General features: G+C 45.7%; 14 protein-coding genes. 9 read left to right on the forward strand and 5 right to left on the reverse strand.

Annotated elements, in window-relative coordinates; translation table 11 throughout:
• Positions 1–38 precede the first annotated feature (38 nt).
• From QQ041_RS19040 to QQ041_RS19055, 4 genes are all read left to right on the forward strand, one after another.
• Positions 39–1,730 (forward strand): L-lactate permease, encoded by a 1,692-nt coding sequence (locus QQ041_RS19040; RefSeq protein WP_285954816.1) that lies wholly within the window; start codon positions 39–41, stop codon positions 1,728–1,730.
• 87 nt (positions 1,731–1,817) lie between these two features.
• The gene (locus QQ041_RS19045; RefSeq protein WP_285954817.1) at positions 1,818–2,009 is read left to right on the forward strand and encodes a hypothetical protein; all 192 of its coding nucleotides are present in this window, start codon (positions 1,818–1,820) and stop codon (positions 2,007–2,009) included.
• Positions 2,010–2,043: 34 nt separating this feature from the next.
• A complete protein-coding gene (gene lldD, locus QQ041_RS19050; RefSeq protein ID WP_285954818.1) occupies positions 2,044–3,183 on the forward strand; it encodes an FMN-dependent L-lactate dehydrogenase LldD in 1,140 nt (379 codons plus the stop codon).
• Between the two features lie 428 nt (positions 3,184–3,611).
• The gene (locus tag QQ041_RS19055) at positions 3,612–6,467 is read left to right on the forward strand and encodes an FAD-binding and (Fe-S)-binding domain-containing protein (RefSeq protein WP_285954819.1); all 2,856 of its coding nucleotides are present in this window, start codon (positions 3,612–3,614) and stop codon (positions 6,465–6,467) included.
• Between the two features lie 134 nt (positions 6,468–6,601).
• Here QQ041_RS19055 and QQ041_RS19060 read toward each other — a convergent pair whose 3' ends face one another.
• Positions 6,602–6,844, reverse strand: coding sequence for a hypothetical protein (locus QQ041_RS19060; protein ID WP_102299817.1), 243 nt, complete (start codon positions 6,842–6,844; stop codon positions 6,602–6,604).
• 24 nt (positions 6,845–6,868) lie between these two features.
• Entirely contained in the window at positions 6,869–7,738 is an 870-nt protein-coding gene (locus QQ041_RS19065; RefSeq protein WP_285954820.1) for a GyrI-like domain-containing protein, read from the reverse strand.
• Positions 7,739–7,853: 115 nt separating this feature from the next.
• Between QQ041_RS19065 and QQ041_RS19070 the strand changes: the two genes are divergently transcribed.
• The 3 genes from QQ041_RS19070 (at position 7,854) to QQ041_RS19080 (ending at position 10,707) form a co-directional block, all read left to right on the forward strand.
• Positions 7,854–9,002, forward strand: a complete 1,149-nt coding sequence (locus tag QQ041_RS19070; RefSeq protein ID WP_285954821.1) for a PLP-dependent aminotransferase family protein — start codon at positions 7,854–7,856, stop codon at positions 9,000–9,002.
• Positions 9,003–9,303: 301 nt separating this feature from the next.
• On the forward strand, positions 9,304–10,293 hold the full coding sequence (locus QQ041_RS19075) for a rhodanese-related sulfurtransferase (protein ID WP_285954822.1): 990 nt from the start codon (positions 9,304–9,306) through the stop codon (positions 10,291–10,293).
• 156 nt (positions 10,294–10,449) lie between these two features.
• On the forward strand, positions 10,450–10,707 hold the full coding sequence (locus QQ041_RS19080) for a YdcH family protein (RefSeq protein WP_009846137.1): 258 nt from the start codon (positions 10,450–10,452) through the stop codon (positions 10,705–10,707).
• A gap of 90 nt (positions 10,708–10,797) precedes the next feature.
• Here QQ041_RS19080 and QQ041_RS19085 read toward each other — a convergent pair whose 3' ends face one another.
• Complete coding sequence (locus QQ041_RS19085; protein WP_285954823.1) at positions 10,798–12,060, reverse strand: HAMP domain-containing sensor histidine kinase; 1,263 nt, start codon at positions 12,058–12,060, stop codon at positions 10,798–10,800.
• Entirely contained in the window at positions 12,032–12,700 is a 669-nt protein-coding gene (locus QQ041_RS19090) for a response regulator transcription factor (RefSeq protein ID WP_017072378.1), read from the reverse strand. Before QQ041_RS19090 ends, QQ041_RS19085 begins: the two co-directional genes overlap by 29 nt.
• Before the next feature lie 84 nt (positions 12,701–12,784).
• Between QQ041_RS19090 and QQ041_RS19095 the strand changes: the two genes are divergently transcribed.
• A complete protein-coding gene (locus QQ041_RS19095; protein WP_285954824.1) occupies positions 12,785–13,957 on the forward strand; it encodes a DUF5666 domain-containing protein in 1,173 nt (390 codons plus the stop codon).
• Positions 13,958–14,107: 150 nt separating this feature from the next.
• Positions 14,108–14,584: an N-acetyltransferase gene (locus QQ041_RS19100; RefSeq protein ID WP_285954825.1), complete on the forward strand. Its 477-nt coding sequence runs from the start codon at positions 14,108–14,110 to the stop codon at positions 14,582–14,584.
• Positions 14,585–14,628: 44 nt separating this feature from the next.
• Here the strand turns inward: QQ041_RS19100 and QQ041_RS19105 are convergent, their stop codons facing one another.
• Positions 14,629–17,544: an alkaline phosphatase family protein gene (locus QQ041_RS19105; protein WP_285954826.1), complete on the reverse strand. Its 2,916-nt coding sequence runs from the start codon at positions 17,542–17,544 to the stop codon at positions 14,629–14,631.
• Positions 17,545–17,629 lie beyond the last annotated feature (85 nt).

Consider the following 17,629-nt stretch of genomic DNA (forward strand, 5'->3'; position numbering starts at 1 on the left):
CAAACATGAACGTTTGAAATCAGTACGAGGAAGTACCCATGAGTGAAACTCTACTAGCTCTATTGGCCTTTTCACCAATAGTTGTTGCAGCGATTCTACTGGTTGGCCTGAACTGGCCAGCGAAAAAAGCGATGCCAGTGGCATTTGCACTAACCGTTGCTATTGCCCTATTTGCTTGGGATATGTCTGGCACTCGCGTGCTGGCTTCTGTATTCCAAGGCTTCGGCATTACCGTGTCGGTTCTCTGGATTGTGTTTGGCGCCATCTTCTTATTAAACACTTTGAAACACACCGGAGCTATCACCACTATCCGTAACGGCTTTACTGACATATCAGCAGACCGTCGTGTGCAAGCGATCATCATCGCTTGGTGTTTTGGTTCATTCATCGAAGGCGCATCTGGCTTCGGTACACCTGCTGCAATTGCCGCTCCGCTACTGGTTGCTATCGGCTTCCCAGCGCTTGCTGCGGTACTTATGGGCATGATGATCCAATCTACGCCAGTATCATTCGGCGCGGTTGGTACACCAATCATTGTTGGTGTGAACAAAGGCTTGGACACGCACAACATCGGTGAAAGCCTGATTGCTCATGGTTCTACTTGGGATGCTTACCTGCAACAGATCACGTCAAGCGTTGCGCTGATTCATGCTTCTGTTGGGGTGATGATGCCTGTGCTAATGGCGATGATGCTAACTCGCTTCTTCGGTAAGAACAAAAGCTGGACAGAAGGTTTAGATATCCTACCGTTCGCACTGTTCGCGGGTGCTGCTTTCACTATTCCTTACGCACTGACTGGTGTCTTCCTAGGCGCAGAATTCCCATCATTGATTGGTGGTCTGGTTGGCCTAGCAATTGTGGTTACTGCAGCAAAACGTGGCTTCCTAGTTCCAAAATCAAAATGGGATTTTGAAAGCGAAGACAAATGGCCAGCAGAGTGGCTAGGTTCTCTGAAAATCGATCTAGACGACAACCAAGGCCACAAGAAGATGAGTATGGCGATGGCATGGGCACCTTACGTGCTGCTCGCTGTGACTCTGGTTGCTAGCCGTGTGAGCCCTGAGTTCAAAGGCCTGCTTAAGAGCGTTAGCCTTTCTTTCAGCAACATCCTTGGCGAGACAGGCGTAAGCACCGCAATTCAACCTCTGTATCTACCTGGCGGCATCTTGGTATTCGTCGCGCTAGTTGCGGTTCTAATGCAATCTCGCAGTGCTGCTCCGCTGGCTAAAGCTTTTGGTGAATCAAGCAAGACTCTGATTGGCGCTGGCTTTGTGTTGGTGTTCACCATCCCAATGGTTCGTATCTTCATTAACTCTGGTGTTAACGGCGCTGATTTAGCAAGTATGCCAGTAACCACTGCCAACTTCGCAGCTGACCTAGTCGGCGGCGCATTCCCAGCGCTGAGTGCAACAGTTGGTGCGCTAGGTGCCTTCATTGCAGGTTCGAACACCGTTTCAAACATGATGTTCAGCCAATTCCAGTTCGAAGTAGCACAAACTCTGACTATCTCTAGTGCGGTGGTTGTGGCTCTGCAAGCCGTTGGTGCAGCAGCAGGTAACATGATTGCGATTCACAACGTGGTAGCCGCATCAGCGACCGTAGGTTTGTTAGGACGAGAAGGTGCAACACTACGTAAGACAATCATCCCAACGTTCTACTACTTGGTGATGACAGGAATCATCGGCCTAGTGGTTATCTACGGCTTCAAAATGACAGACGCACTTATGTAAACCATAAGTCGTTACAAAAGCACTTGGCGTTAATACTCAATTCCCCGACTGCAACACCGTCTAATAAGACAGTTGATGAGTTTCGGAATGGATACTAAAACACATCAACACCCTCGGGTATTAACGCCATTTTCCCGTTTTATCGTTTTATCGTTTTATCGTTTTATCGTTTTATCGTTTTATCGTTTTATCGTTTTACAGCTTATTTGTTTCAAAGCGAAAGAAAGACAGAACACTTACTTTTCAAGAATTAAAGCAGCCCAAGCCAAGCTCTCATAGAAGAGCAACATCCCAAGAATTTAGGACTGAAATTATGATCATATCCGCATCGACTGATTACCGCGCCGCAGCAAAAGCAAAATTACCACCGTTTCTTTTCCACTACATTGACGGCGGTTCTTACGGAGAACATACCCTACGCCGCAACACAGCCGATCTTGCAGAGATCGCGCTCAAGCAGCGTGTCCTCAATGACATGTCAGATCTGAATTTGGAAACTGAGTTGTTTGGCGAAAAGCTGGCGATGCCAATTGCCTTAGCACCAGTTGGCCTAACGGGCATGTACGCGCGACGTGGTGAAGTGCAAGCAGCAAAAGCCGCGGACAACAAAGGTATTCCTTTTACGATGTCGACGGTGTCGGTATGTCCAATAGAAGAGGTCGCACCTAAGATTGAACGCCCAATGTGGTTCCAACTTTACGTACTAAAAGATCGCGGCTTCATGAAGAACGTTCTTGAACGCGCAAAAGCAGCAGGCATAACAACATTGGTTTTCACCGTTGATATGCCAGTACCTGGCGCTCGCTACCGTGACATGCACTCAGGAATGAGTGGCCCAAATGCGGCAATGCGTCGTGTATTCCAATCTATGCGTCATCCTAGTTGGGCCGTTGATGTTGGCTTGTTAGGTAAGCCACATGATCTAGGCAACATCTCTACTTACCGCGGCTCTCCAACCAAACTGGAAGACTACATCGGTTGGTTGGGTGACAACTTCGACCCATCGATCTCATGGAAAGACCTAGAGTGGATCCGTGATTTCTGGGATGGCCCAATGGTCATCAAAGGCATTCTTGATGAAGAAGATGCAAAAGACGCGGTGAGATTTGGTGCTGACGGTATCGTGGTTTCAAACCACGGCGGTCGTCAGCTCGATGGTGTTCTATCGAGTGCTAAAGCCTTGCCTGCGATCGCAGACGCAGTAAAAGGCGACACCAAGATTCTGGTCGACTCTGGTATTCGCACCGGCTTAGATGTGGTTCGTATGATGGCGATGGGCGCAGATTGCACCTTGCTTGGCCGTTCATTCGTCTACGCGTTAGCAGCACAAGGACAAGCAGGCGTTGAGAATCTACTCGACCTGTATGACAAAGAGATGCGCGTTGCCATGACTCTAACTGGGGCCAAGACAATCAAAGACTTAACTCGTGATTCTCTGGTGGGGCTAGATTAAACCTCAACGACTTAGGTTCGGATTCGGACTAATGCTTTGGTCTACTTAGACTGAAGTTCAATCGGTGTCACAGCAATTCCACTGCCGTTGTGACACCGTTTAAGCACTGGAAAATAAAATAAAAACTAGGGCGTGTTGATCTTTCGAGCTGATTTTTGCAGCGAGTTGCTGGGTATTTATACAAGGCAGAGGCGTCGATGTGTAGCTAGCCTACATGAGAAGCCGATAACGTAGTAGAAATGGCCAGCAAACGCTGCCCGAAGGGTTCAGCTAAAAGCGTTTTACTCTTTGTTGAGGGGGATTTGCTTAGAGTGACTAGGCTACTTCCCCCTCGCCGCGATTAAAACGCTTTTATCTTAAACAAAATTTAACCACGAAAGGTCAACACGCCCTAACCAGTGCCAAATAAGAAGCACAAGGAAGCAAAGATGGAGACAAACACATCCCATGAGCGAGTAATAGATGCACAAGCTTATCAGCAGCTTGAAGCGATACTGGCTCAAAAAATAGAAACGGAACGCATTGTCACACAAGAGGCAAAGCGCTTGGCTTACGGCACCGATGCGAGTTTTTATCGCTTGGTGCCGAAAATGGTTCTAAGGCTCAAGAACTTAGACGAAGTCATATTCACCATTCAAAGTTGTCGCGAACTGGGCATTCACTTTACCTTTCGCGCCGCTGGCACTAGCCTTTCAGGGCAAGCGGTTTCAGACTCGGTACTCATCACACTAACCGACGACTGGCGTGGCCACGAGATCGTCGATAACGGTAATCAAATCATTCTGCAGCCCGGTGTGATTGGTGCAGATGCCAACAAATACCTCGCCCCTTTCCAACGTAAAATCGGCCCAGATCCGGCTTCAATCAATACTTGTAAAATCGGCGGTATCGCTGCGAACAACGCAAGCGGCATGTGCTGTGGTACGGCGCAGAACTCCTATCGTACTGTCGAGAGCATGAAAATCGTATTGAGTGATGGTTCCCTACTTGATACAGCGGATAACGCCAGCGTTGAGGCTTTCAAGCAATCACACAAAGCGCTATTTGAAGGCATTGTTGATTTACACAGACAGACCAGCTCAAACCAAGAACTGGCAGACAGAATCCGCCACAAGTACCGTCTTAAAAACACCACCGGCTACGCGCTTAACGCATTGGTCGATTATCAAGAGCCAATCGAAATCATTAAACACCTGATGATTGGTTCAGAGGGCACGCTAGGCTTCATCGCCGAGATCACTTACAACACGGTGGTTGAACACCCGAATAAAGCTTCTGCTCTGCTGGTGTTTTCCGACATCGAGCAAGCAAGCAAAGCCGTGACTACGCTATCAAAAACACCGGTTGCTGCGGTTGAATTGATGGATGGCAGAGCACTTCGTTCAGTAGCTGACAAACCGGGCATGCCTGCGTTTATGCCGAGCTTAGATTTAGAAGCCGCGGCAATTTTGGTTGAATCACACGCCAGCTCCCAGCAGGACTTAGATTTACAATGTAAATCAATTTTGGGCGCATTGACTGAATACACGATTGTAGAATCGGTTCCTTTCACTTCTGATCCAAAGACAGTCGCAACACTATGGGGCATTCGAAAAGGCATGTTCCCTGCCGTTGGTGCGGTTCGTGAAGTCGGCACAACCGTTATCATCGAAGACGTGGCTTTCCCTGTCGAAAACCTCGCTAACGGCATTCGAGAGCTGCAAGAGCTGTTCGATAAATACAACTACAGCGAAGCGATCATTTTCGGCCATGCCCTCGAAGGCAACCTGCATTTTGTGTTTACTCAAGGTTTCGACAGCCAAACAGAAATCGATCGCTACGGCGGTTTCATGGATGACGTTGCCGAACTGGTTGCCGTCAAATACCAAGGTTCTCTGAAAGCAGAACATGGCACTGGCCGTAACATGGCACCTTATGTCGAATTAGAATGGGGCACAGATGGCTACGCCTTGATGCAACAAATCAAAGCCTTGTTTGACCCAGAAAGACTGCTCAATCCCGGCGTTATTATTAACGACAATCCAAATTCACACATCACCAATTTGAAGCCAATGCCTGTTGCTGACGACCTTGTCGACCGCTGTATTGAATGTGGCTTCTGTGAGCCTGTTTGTCCGTCTCGTACCTTAACCCTATCGCCTCGCCAACGTATCGTGCTGTACCGCGAGTTACAACGCCGCCGTGCTGCAGGTGAAGAAATAGAAGCAAGCGAACTAGAAACAACCTTCGAATATCAAGGTATTGATACCTGCGCCGCAACTGGCCTATGTGCCGAGCGTTGCCCAGTGGGCATCAACACTGGCGACTTGGTCAAGAAGCTTCGTGTTGCTAAGTATGAGAAATTCACACCAATCGCTAAGTGGACAGCGGATCATTTCTCGACCACCACTAAACTTACCAAGGCCGGCCTCAAAACCAACCAAGTGGCGAGCAAAGTATTAGGCGCAAATACTGTCGGCAAGCTAACCAACGGCTTGCGCTCAATAACTAAAGGTGCGACACCCGTTTGGATGCATGAGATGCCACAATCCAATAGCCACTCGCTAGTCTCATCACCAGTGACGCCAAAATCCTCAAGCAATCATAAAAAGGTGGTTTACCTCGCTTCATGTGCCAGTCGAACCATGGGGCAACAGAGCGATGCGGGCGATCAACGTCCTCTTACTGAAGTGACCATGTCTCTGCTCAACAAAGCTGGTTTTGAAGTCATCCTGCCAAAAAAACTAGACGACCAATGTTGTGGTATGCCTTACGACAGTAAAGGGATGAACGACCTAGCCCAATCGAAAGCGCAACAGCTCGAAGAAGTGTTGTGGCAAGCGAGTCGTCAGGGTGAATACCCAGTCTTGATGGACACAAGTCCATGTGCCAAACGCAGTATTGAGCAGTTCACCAAGCCGTTAGAAGTTCTAGAACCGACAGGGTTTGTGAATCAATACTTGCTAGAGCACCTGACGCTTGAGCCACTGAAAGAAACCGTAATGCTGCATGTCACTTGTAGCTCTCGCCGAATGGGCTTAGAAAGTGCGATGCTAAACCTCGCTAAAGCCTGTACCGAAGAAGTGATTGTTCCAGAGCATATTCAATGTTGTGGCTGGGCGGGTGACAAAGGCTTCACTACGCCAGAACTAAATGAAGCGGCAGTACATCCACTCAAGGAACAAGTGCCGAGAAACTGCACTCGCGGCTTCAGTAACAGCCGAACCTGTGAGATCGGTTTGTCGCACCACAGTGGCATTCCGTATCAATCGATCTTGTACTTGGTGGACGAAGTGGCGCAGTAGCTTCACTCATACTGCGAGCAATGTGCTCTAGTTTAAAACGAAAAATGGCAGCCCAATCAGGCTGCCATTTCTTTATTCGGCTGAAATATATTATTGAAATAAATGCTATTAAGCGAGAGCTACAGAGCCTTATGTTATTGAGCTAAGCGCATCAACTCTTCTGGCGAGTAGTGTTCTGCCTCTGCACCTTTGGCGATTAGGTCAATCACTTGGAACTCGCTCATATCCCCAAACTCCTTGGTCAAGTAATCACGAAACGCTTTCTCATTCGGCCATTTACCTCGCACGATATAGCCCTCTTCTTTGTCAAAATCTTCTGTTTCAAAGAATGAAAAGTCGGTCATACCAATATTGTGGCAATACAAAACGAGATACATAATTATTCCTCAAAAACGGGGTTACTAATAAAAGCTCACAGGTAGATAGAAATCAAGCTCAAACACTTCATCCGTGTTAAGAAAGTGATTCCGATGATAATGCACATAGGCTGGAGTTGAGCGCTGTTTGAAACCAGAGGCCGGTAACCATTTTTCTAATACCATACTGATCTGTGGTAGCAGCTCACCATAACGACCATTAAGTCGAAACACGGCGTGTAACCCGCCCGGAATCACCATCTGGTTCACTACGCTTCGGTACTTAATCGGTTCATCAATCGCAATACAAGCAACATAACGACACTGATCCATTTCAACCCAAGCAGGGTTAGAGTGGTGCAAACCAAACTGACTCGAAAAATCACGCTGTTCGGAATTCGCCCACGCTTTCAATATCAACCACGCATTACGAATGGATCGGTTATAGCCTGTATGTCGAACATAGGCGGCCATGCGTTCAGGCACTTCAACGATCTTAGGTTCGGGTAATACTCGCTGCGCCACATTCAAATAGCCCGCCGCCACTTCGGGATCTTTCAAATAGGGTTTCTCTGCTACTTGTAAATCGTGCTTACGCCACTCACCTGGCGACATGTTAAAGGTCGCTTTAAACGCGCGGCTAAACGAAGACACCGAACTAAAACCACACTTACTGGCGATTTCCACCACCGAGGATGTGGTATCGAACATCAATTGATTGGCCGCATACTCCATTCGGGTGCGTCGAATGTATTGATGTAACGACTCCCCAACCACACTTTTGAACGTGCGATGAAAGTGTTGCTCTGAATACGCAGCAATCTCAGAGAGCGCTTTTGCCGACAAAAGCTGACTGATGTCTTGGTGAATATGGAACAAAACATCATTGATTCGCGATATGTGTTGACGTGACATCGTTTAAATAGCATAAATGGACATGTCTAAGAGCATAAACGGACACGCTACTTTTTACAATTGCCGTGTAATATCAAGCGATAGAATAAAAACGATAAACGACGAGACACAACACATGGAAATCGCACAGTCATTACAACAGATTCAATCATCATACATTCGAGAGATCCTCGCAGCCGCAAGTGATCCAAATGTCATCTCATTGGCCGGTGGTTTACCGGACGAGAAAACATTCCCTATCGATTTGATGAAGCCAACGCTAGAAAACCTAGCGAACATGCCTGAAGTTTTCCAATACGGTTCGACCGCAGGTTACGGCCCGTTGCTTGACCACCTGACGCAAAGCTACCAATTGCCAGAGACTCACACAGCTATGATCTGTACCGGTTCTCAGCAAGGTTTGGATTTGATTGCCCGTGCCTATGTCGATCCAGGTGATGTGGTTGTGATGGAAGCGCCAAGCTACTTAGGTGCGATGCAGGTGTTTGGCCTAGTTCAAGCAAACATCGCGACCGTGTCTCAAACTGAATTTGGCCCGAACCTAGACGAACTGGAAACGTGCTTTGCACAGCAATCACCGAAGATGTTCTATGCCGTGCCTGATTTTCACAACCCAACCGGTGTGTGCTGGGCAACAGAAACTCGTCAAAAAGTGGCTGAGCTGTGTATCAAATACAACGTGGCATTCATTGAAGATGCGCCATACCGCGAGCTACGTTTCACAGGTACGGAACTGCCGTTGGTCTCTTCATTCTGCCCTGATAACTCTATCGTTCTTCGTTCATTCTCTAAGATTGCATCGCCAGGCCTACGTATTGGTGCTGTAACAGGCAAACGTAGTTACCTTGAACCACTGATCAAAGTGAAACAAGGTGCCGACTTACACTCAAGTGTACCGATGCAAGCGCTGCTTGTTGGTCTTCTAAAACATGAAGACTTCAACGTACACATGGAAAGCATTCGCACACTGTACAAATCTCGTTATGAAGTGCTGTTCTCAGAGCTAGAGAAACAACTGCCTGCAGATTGCGTGTTAAAAGCCGTGGATGGCGGAATGTTCATCTGGGTTGAAATCCCAGAGTGTGACACCTTCGAATTAGCGAAAACCTTACTATCGAATGGCGTGGCGGTTGTACCAAGCCCAGTATTCTATCCAAAGGCCGATGAAGCCAAAGCCGCACTGCGCCTAAACTTCACTAATGCCAACCCGGAAGAATTGACGGAAGCGGTGAAACGCTTAGCGGAAGTACTTAACCAAGCGTAATCGCTGCTTGAGTAACACAGACTAGATACCAAAGCCCTGCTGTATTATTACAGCAGGGCTTTTTTGTGTAATGTCGCTTCCAAGAAAGATGGTGAAATAACTCGGTTTCTTAAATAGTAAATCCACATAACATTTGTTGATAAATAGCCCTACCTTTGGTTGGTTTTTGTCCCGTACCGCCTTAGTTATACTGCGGCTGATTTTAATAAGCCAACAGACTGAACTAAGTTGAAATACTAAGTTTTGATCAAAACAGGCAACCGCTCTGGATTTACGTTCCAGCTCGCAGAAAGGGAAAACCATGTCTCAATATGTTGTATGTGCTCTGTATAAATTCGTAGCACTTGATGATTACCAAGAAATTCGCCAGCCACTCACTGATGTTTTAGAAGACAACCAAATCCGCGGTACTTTGTTACTTGCGAGTGAAGGTATCAACGGCACCGTTGCAGGTAAGCGCGAATCTATCGACGCTCTTCTTAAATGGTTCAAACAAGATTCTCGTTTGGCTGATGTGGTTTACAAAGAGTCGTTCAACGAAGAACAACCATTCAACCGTACCAAGGTTAAGCTTAAGAAAGAGATCGTAACCATGGGCGTTGAGGGCATCGACCCACGCCACGTTGTCGGCACTTACGTGAAACCAAACGAATGGAATGCGCTGATTTCTGATCCAGATGTGATTCTGGTTGATACTCGTAACGACTACGAAGTGGACATCGGCACATTCAAAAATGCTGTAAACCCAAACACAGAAACCTTCCGTGAATTCCCTCAATACGTTGAAGACAATCTTGATCCTAAGAAGCACAAGAAAGTTGCAATGTTCTGTACTGGTGGTATTCGTTGCGAAAAATCAACAGCCTACATGAAAGAACAAGGTTTTGATGAGGTTTACCACCTTGAAGGCGGCATTCTTAAGTATCTAGAAGAAGTACCTGAAGAAGAGAGCATGTGGGAAGGCGATTGCTACGTATTTGACGGTCGTGTTGCGGTAAACCACCAGCTAGAAAAGAGCGGCTACGATGTGTGTAACGCTTGTCGTCTGCCAATCACTGACGAAGACAAAGCCTCTGAGCACTTCGAGAAAGGCGTAAGCTGCCCTAAATGTGTTGATAAGCACAGCGACGAGCAAAAAGCGCGTTTCCGTGAACGTGAAAAGCAAGTTCAGCTATCAAATGCGCGTGGTGAAACCCACGTAGGTGGCGAAGCTGCTCATCTTATCGAGCAACGCAAAAAAGAGAAGCTTGCACACAAAGAGCAACAACGCTCTAGCAAGAAAGCGAAGTAGTATTTGCTCCTACTAAAATAACGAAGGGCATTAGCGCATCCACAATGGAACGCTAATGCCCTTTTTTGATCCTGCTCTCGCTTTGTGTTTAGGAACACATTTATCTTCAAAAATAGGCTCTATACTGAAGTTAATTAGACAAGTGAGGAAGTGCCAATGCTCAATGAAAACCATGCCTTTATCTTAGATTTCCCAGATCTTAAATTAGACATTGTTCAGCTCAACCACGACGACGAAAAATTCAAAGCAGACATGCAGAAATACCACCAACTCGACTACGACATCCGTCAGCTAGAAATCTCTGGCAGCCCTATCGATGACGACAGCATGCACAACCTCAAAGTAGAACGCATGGAGCTAAAAGACTCGCTACACAAACAGCTCACACGCCATCACGCACTTAAGATCGTATAACAACTCATATGCTAGTGTGGCTAACTTAGCCACACTACTCTCCTTCTCAATGGGTTAATTTTTTGTAATCGAAACTACCTGCTACCCAACCTAATTATCCACTGAGAAATCTAAGTAAGTACTGAATTGAAGCCCATCATCTTGAGTTTCAAAACTCCAACCCATTCGCTCACAAATTCGTTGCACAATCACTAGGCCACAACCATAGCCAGCATTGTAAGTCTCGTTGCCATCATGACGGTTAGTGATCACTAATTGAGAACCTGTCACCACAATTCCAACATCGCCAATACTGTAGCTAAACGCATTTTTAATTAAGTTATTCAATACAATAGTAATAAAGCTCTCTGGCGCATACACAGTGACAGTCTCTTTGACATCCAGATCATAACTCGCATCCTGCTTGGCAAACAAAGGCGCCATTTCAAGCAACTGATTCTGAACTTCGACTGCCAAGTCATAGTGACCGAAATAATGCTCATCGATACTCTCTTTACCAAGCAGCAAAAACATCTCAGTCAGCACTCGCATCTGTTCACTCGCTTCTTGCAAGCGATTAATCGCTTTTAACGCAACAGGAGGTTGATTGGGTACTTTAGTTAGCAGCTCTGCCGACCCTTTTATCACCATTATCGGGGTTCTAAGTTCATGAGAAGCAAATCGATTGAACTCTTCTTCCCGCTGAAAAAATCCTGAAATGTGATTCTTTGAATCTAAAAGCGTTTGCTCAATATGTCGTGTTTCAGCGTAAGATGTCTCAACTTCAAAACTTGGCTGCTCAGGGTGCATTTGCCCTATTTTCTTTTCTATTTGATTAAGTGGCCTCGACAGCGAGCGTACAACATAGATCCCATACAGAACCATGAAGATGGAGGTTAAGCCACCTAGTATGAGGGTGTAGTTGTGGAGGCTCCATTCATACTCGTCGAGGTAGTCGTCGGCGTCATCTTGAAACAAGATATACATCAGCCCTTTGCCTGACGGGTGTTCGAATACGTAAAAATGTTTATCTTCTGTACCTAACAGATGTTCATAGAAGCCGGGCTCTTTGTATCGAGCTAACCAATTGGGCAGTTCACTTTCGCTCCAATAGGTTGAAAACTCATTTTTATTCGGCAACAACGCATCTTCGCCAAGCAACTGATATTCAGACGTATAACGATTAGCTTCAGTGTCTAGCCAGTGATGGAGGCTGATCACTTCCATCTGGTTTTCAGCGATATAAATCACTGTCCAGAAAAGGCCAAACATGACCAAGGTCATCAAACCAAAGCTGCGACGGATTTTTCGGTAGATACTCGGGTAATCGCCGTGATTTGAGCCGTTATGCTTTGAGTCGGTAACCTTGTCCATGAATAGTCTCTAATCGTGAATGTTCAAACCCTTTATCGAGCGCGTTACGCAGGCCATAGATATGACTTCGAAGTGCATCACTGCTTGGCGATTCATCCCCCCAAACGGAATCAATCACTTCAGTTCTTGAAACAATCGCTGGCGCGTGTCGCATAAGGACTTTTAGTATTTTTAACTGGATTCGACTCAACTTAATTAGCCTACCTTCTCGGTATACCTCGTCGGTCTGCGAGTTGAGAGAGATATCGGCAAAACTGAGCTTTCCGATATCTTGGCGTGGTCCTCGGCTTGCCAATGCGTTGAGCCTTAAACTGAGCTCTTGCATTGCGAAAGGCTTAACCAAGTAATCATCTCCGCCCGCTTGAAAGGCCGCTATCTTGTCATCCAACCTATCTTTAGCGGTTAAAAATAGAATTGGCGTAGGGCACTGCACCTCTTCTCTTAACTTTCTAACAGCGGAGATGCCGTCTAATTTAGGCATCATTATGTCCATGATAATCACGTCATAATGATTCTCAGACGCTAACTTTAACGCCGCTTCTCCATGATAAGCACAATCGATCACCATCCCTTCTAACTCTAGGTAATCGGCAATGGTTTCTGCAACATTGTGGCTGTCATCAACGATCAAAACTTTCATCGATTTATTTCACCTTTCTTCACGAGTACTTCACGTTTGAGTTTATAAGATACACCCTCAATAAACCAAATAAAGGGTATATAGATGAAAAAGTTAGCGCTGATTTCAGTTGTCGGTTTAATTCTAACTGGCTGTGGCGGTAGTGACAGTAATAGCAATGGAAGCAACGATAACAACACGCAAGCTCCATCAGCAGTTCAAGGTACCATTGACTATGTTTCTGGCAACACCATTGTTGTGAATGGCTATAGCTATCAAGTAGACAGTGCGAACTATGCAGGCGAAGACGTGGCAATTGCAGACCTAGAAAAAAACATGATGGTCTCTATTTCATCTATTGCTCGCAGCGCTTCAACTCACACTGGCGGGACTCAAGTTGGTCTTGAGCCGACCATCGTTGGTCTTATTTCAGACACCAACCACAATAATGGCACATTTAAAGTCAATGGCATCGAATTGACCTTTACAGATCTGTCACGTGAAATTGAAAATGGCGATTGGGTTATGGTTTCTTCTTTACCGACAGCGAATGCAGGTTACAAAGTACTTTCTGTTGTTAAGTTTGAGCACTCTAACTTAACTGAATCCGTTGAAGTTGAAGGACTAATAAGCGATTTAAATGAATCGACTTTCAAACTTGGGGCTAATCTAAGTGTTGATTATTCAATTGCCCACATCGACAACGATGAAAGCAGCAATGGGTTATCTAACGGTCTTTGGGTCGAAGTGACAGGCTCAATGGCAGACTCTGTACTAACGGCCAAAGAAGTGGAAGTCGAAGACTTTGACGAAGTCAGTAATGACACAGAAATCGAAGGCATCATTACTTGGGTAGCGAACGACCAGTCGTCATTTGATTTAAGCTACAAGGGTCGCTTTCTTGTCAATGACAATACTCGTTACGAGGATGGCAACAAGTCGAACTTAACGGTCGGTACAGAAGTTGAAGTAACAACAAAAAAAGCTAACGGCGAAAATGTTGCTACCGAAATCGAATTTGAACACAACGATGATTCACAAGATTGGAATGATAATGACGTTGATTTTGAAGGTGAAGTTCAGAGCACCAATGACGAAGCATTGAGCTTTGTTATTCAAACGTTCTCTGGCAATCAAACTATCTACGTTAACCAAAATACTCGCTATGAAGATGGTCTAAGTTTCGATACGTTACATGGTCAACGTATTGAGGCAGAAGCTTACAAGGTTAATAACCAGTACATAGCAAGCGAAATCGAAGCAGAAGACAACGACTAACGCATAGAACATCCTTGTTATTTAATTCAGAAGCCATGCTCTACGCATGGCTTTTTTGCATCAAAATCTTCCAAACGACAGATGAAAACTACCTTTTTAATTATGTTACTGTTTGCTTATTAAAAGGCGTTTAATAAGGAAGCAAGCAGAGTGGTAATAAAAGAAGAGAATATACAACTCCGACTCGTTCCAAGTTCCGAATTCGAAGAACTGTTTGCGTTTGTTAAGCAGGGGCTTTTCATACACGTAGATAACGTTTTCGGCTGGGAGGACGACTTCCAACGTAAGCGACTTTTAAACGATTACCATCCCTCTTGGTTTCATTGGATATACCATAAAAACGAAAGAGTCGGACTCGTCTGCTTTAAGACTTACGGAAACACCTATCATATTCATCTGCTGATCATTTCCCCTCAATACCAAGGTCAGTCTCTTGGTAAAAAAGCCATGTTACTCATCCACAACAAAGCCCGTCAAGAACAACGAAACCAAGTCACTCTGTCGAGCTTTAGAAGTAACACTCGCGCCATCAGTTTTTATCAGGCACTTGGCTATCAAATTGTTGATGACAACGATGAGGGTTTTGTGGGGATGGCTCTCAACCTAGCTAACTCTCAGCCTCGCTAACCATAGAGGAAATACAGATAGCTAGTAGGTAGAGAGCGCTTACTTTAGCGCGTACTTGAAATACCTAATTTCTCAATCAACGACGGAAAGCCCCAACCGTTCTCGCCTTCGACCACCGATTCTCCGGTCAAATACTCAAACAGCGTTGGCGCTAAAGATCCGTTAGCTTCGATTTTCAGTTGCTGAGAGTTATCGCCAATTGGCGCTCCCCAGAATCCGATGAAAGCATCTTTCTCTAAGTAATCCTCACCAGCATGACGCCCCGGTACCTTGGTGTTGTAGCCAATTCCCGCTTTAGGGAACAAGTTAACCGTGCCAGCTCTATCTTCAAGGTAGATATTAGCCAGTTGATTCACAGAATCTGGTCGAGATGTTGGTTGCGTTAATGAAGTCCACTCAGCACTGCTACACCACGTTGTCACATCCGCTTTAACCGCTCGGTTAATACACTTTTCTACCAATTGAGAATGTTGTGAAAAATCAGCTTCGCTTGGTGATGCTAGGTATGGATTTAACCTTTGCGTATTGAGCAAAATCGGCGCTCGATTGTCTTTCAATGACTCATAGAAAAGCTTGTCACCTTCACGTGTGATCAATTCATCGACCCGTTTTAAATCACGGTTACCAATCACACGAACAGCGCAACGTTGTTGATCACATGTGCTTTCTCTGACGACCATATAATCAAGACTCTCAGGCAAGCGTTGCGCTATCTGATTGATGATGTCGATATTCTGACCAGCTGGCGCTGCAATCGGAGACCACTGCGTGAGTTCTTGGTAAACCGGCTGAACCTGCCACCCTTGAGCCGAATTAAAGAAGTCCATCATGAAGTTACCACCGGCAGTCGAGGCGACTACCACATCCAATTCCTTCGAGCTTGGGTAGCTTAGAGCATTGGTGATTTTAGGCCCTTCCCCCTCGTCTGAAGATATCTTCTCAACCACAATTGGATACTCTAGCTCTGCTTGTAAGCCTTCAAATACCTGCTTTTCGGGATTGAGCGCGTAGAACACCGGTGTTAAACCATGATCTCCTGCCATGCCCCATAGCGTTTTATCATAAACGCCTGCACTGCGGTAGGTAGCTTCAATCTGGCGAATCCAATAGTCCAGTCGGTTAAGCTCTCCAGTCGGCATCAGAATTTCGTCACTAAAAGGACCAGTAAAGTGCGCGAAGTGATCCGGCCATGGGTTATAAACCAAGGTGTAATCCGGCATCCCTTTTCCATCTAACTCGGCAAACTGAGTGATCGACTGTTTAACCTGAGCCTTCTTTGAAAACTTAGTGAAAAAATCAAAGCCAGATATAGACTGATACGCTTCAATATCTTCAATCAAGGCTTGACGCTTTTCTTGCAAAACCACTTCGACTTCTGAACGTTCTTGAAGCTCTTTAACGCAGCGTTTCTCACCATAATCACGCAGTGACTCACCCAAGCCTAGGTTTACTAGCCCGTCGTAAGTCGTGTGAGCATTCCAATCATATTGAGCGTTGCAGTTCAACGTTTTCAGGTAATCAAGGCGATCAAACATGGTCTGCACCTTGTTATTTGCCATCAACACATCCAACTGCAGGGCATCATTGCCGAAGAAGTAATAAGCTCGGTCGATCTCTCGGTCAACAAAGTGGAAATTAGGGATACCAGTGCCACCTTGCCCCGATACTTTCGCGCCCGTTTTAATGATCGGTAGATTACGTACGCTGATCGTCGGAGTAGAAGAGATACCCACTCGGCTTATATTATTTCGATTCTCTTGATAGAGTTTTTTGAAGAACGGAAGATAATTCGGATCACGGTAGGTTTGTTCAGAAAGAGCCTCCATGAACCTCACCTGTTGTTGATGTTCTGGCTCAATGACCTTTTCTAACTGAGGTTTATATTGCGCTCGGTTTTTATGGTTCTGATAAGCAACCGAAATGAAAGGTGAATCTTCATCGACCAAGCCTTCGATCAACCCCTGCTGTAAACCATCGACGGTCACTTGGACCGCAAAACGTTTGTGCTGTTGGGATTCTAAGAATTGTATTAGCGCATCAGGCTGGTCACTGAACGCTTGTTGCATCCAATCATCGAGCGCTTCTGCACGTTCTTCTTTGAACACAAACTGTCGGTAAGCTTTAAGCAAGTTTAAGCGCACAAAATCAATGAGAGTGATGGTAAGAGCTTGTGCTTTGTTATTCGGCTTATCAGCGTTTTCTGGTTTACCATCTTCTGCAATCGCCAACATTGCAGACTTCATGTCGCCGTCATCCATTCCCAATGCTGCTTTACCGATCAAGTCAACGATGATCGGTTGAATCTGAGCGATAATCGCTAGATCTTCAGGGCTATTGGTTAAGTATGTGTAATTCGCAGGGAGCGTGTCCATATCCTGCCAAACACCAATTTCGAATAACGCATCGTAGATAACCACCATGTTGGCAATGAACTGTTCATCGATACGAATACCTTCATGATGTCCCGTTGCTTCAGTCGAAGTATCTAGCTCGTGATGCTCTAAGGTTGGTTTATCTCCAACATGATAAAGGCTATGTTCAAAGCCTTTTAGCACCTGTTCATCATAAACCGTCGATAAGTAAGATTTGAACACATCTTCACTGCCCAAACCTGAATAGCGGTCGTAATAACTATAGAGAAAATAACCCAAAGGAATTGAGTACGTCGGGTTGGATAACTGACCAATGACTCGAGCTTTGGTTTTAGCATCTAAAGGGAGAACTAGAATATACGCGTCTAATGTAACGCCACCAATAGTGAAAAGTGCTGCATCACGAGTGAATTTGGCAGAGTAACTTAAGCTTGAAAGCACCTGATTTTTCAACACTTCACTGGAACTAAACACACCACCAATGACGGGCCTTGTTGATATATCAGCGACACTCGGAGTTGACGCAAGCGCCAACGATAAGACACTGAATAAACTGGCGTAACTGCGAACGTGAGAATAAGAGCTCATCAAATTTCCTTTAGATCAACACACTTCTATAAATGCGACTTATTGTTTCAGTTTCAACTGATTAGTCAACCTACGGCCATCTCTA

This window comes from Vibrio sp. TMPB1044 (assembly GCF_030442075.1).
Lineage (GTDB): Bacteria > Pseudomonadota > Gammaproteobacteria > Enterobacterales > Vibrionaceae > Vibrio > Vibrio satsumensis.

Bases quoted from the DNA above. Each gene is read 5' to 3' on its own strand.
- QQ041_RS19075 (WP_285954822.1), top strand. From the start codon at position 9,304: ATGTCTCAATATGTTGTATGTGCTCTGTATAAATTCGTAGCACTTGAT.
- QQ041_RS19040 (WP_285954816.1), top strand. From the start codon at position 39: ATGAGTGAAACTCTACTAGCTCTATTGGCCTTTTCACCAATAGTTGTT.
- QQ041_RS19045 (WP_285954817.1), top strand. From the start codon at position 1,818: ATGGATACTAAAACACATCAACACCCTCGGGTATTAACGCCATTTTCC.
- QQ041_RS19080 (WP_009846137.1), top strand. From the start codon at position 10,450: ATGCTCAATGAAAACCATGCCTTTATCTTAGATTTCCCAGATCTTAAA.
- QQ041_RS19105 (WP_285954826.1), bottom strand. From the start codon at position 17,544: ATGAGCTCTTATTCTCACGTTCGCAGTTACGCCAGTTTATTCAGTGTC.
- QQ041_RS19055 (WP_285954819.1), top strand. From the start codon at position 3,612: ATGGAGACAAACACATCCCATGAGCGAGTAATAGATGCACAAGCTTAT.
- QQ041_RS19065 (WP_285954820.1), bottom strand. From the start codon at position 7,738: ATGTCACGTCAACACATATCGCGAATCAATGATGTTTTGTTCCATATT.
- lldD (WP_285954818.1), top strand. From the start codon at position 2,044: ATGATCATATCCGCATCGACTGATTACCGCGCCGCAGCAAAAGCAAAA.
- QQ041_RS19060 (WP_102299817.1), bottom strand. From the start codon at position 6,844: ATGTATCTCGTTTTGTATTGCCACAATATTGGTATGACCGACTTTTCA.
- QQ041_RS19090 (WP_017072378.1), bottom strand. From the start codon at position 12,700: ATGAAAGTTTTGATCGTTGATGACAGCCACAATGTTGCAGAAACCATT.
- QQ041_RS19085 (WP_285954823.1), bottom strand. From the start codon at position 12,060: ATGGACAAGGTTACCGACTCAAAGCATAACGGCTCAAATCACGGCGAT.
- QQ041_RS19095 (WP_285954824.1), top strand. From the start codon at position 12,785: ATGAAAAAGTTAGCGCTGATTTCAGTTGTCGGTTTAATTCTAACTGGC.
- QQ041_RS19070 (WP_285954821.1), top strand. From the start codon at position 7,854: ATGGAAATCGCACAGTCATTACAACAGATTCAATCATCATACATTCGA.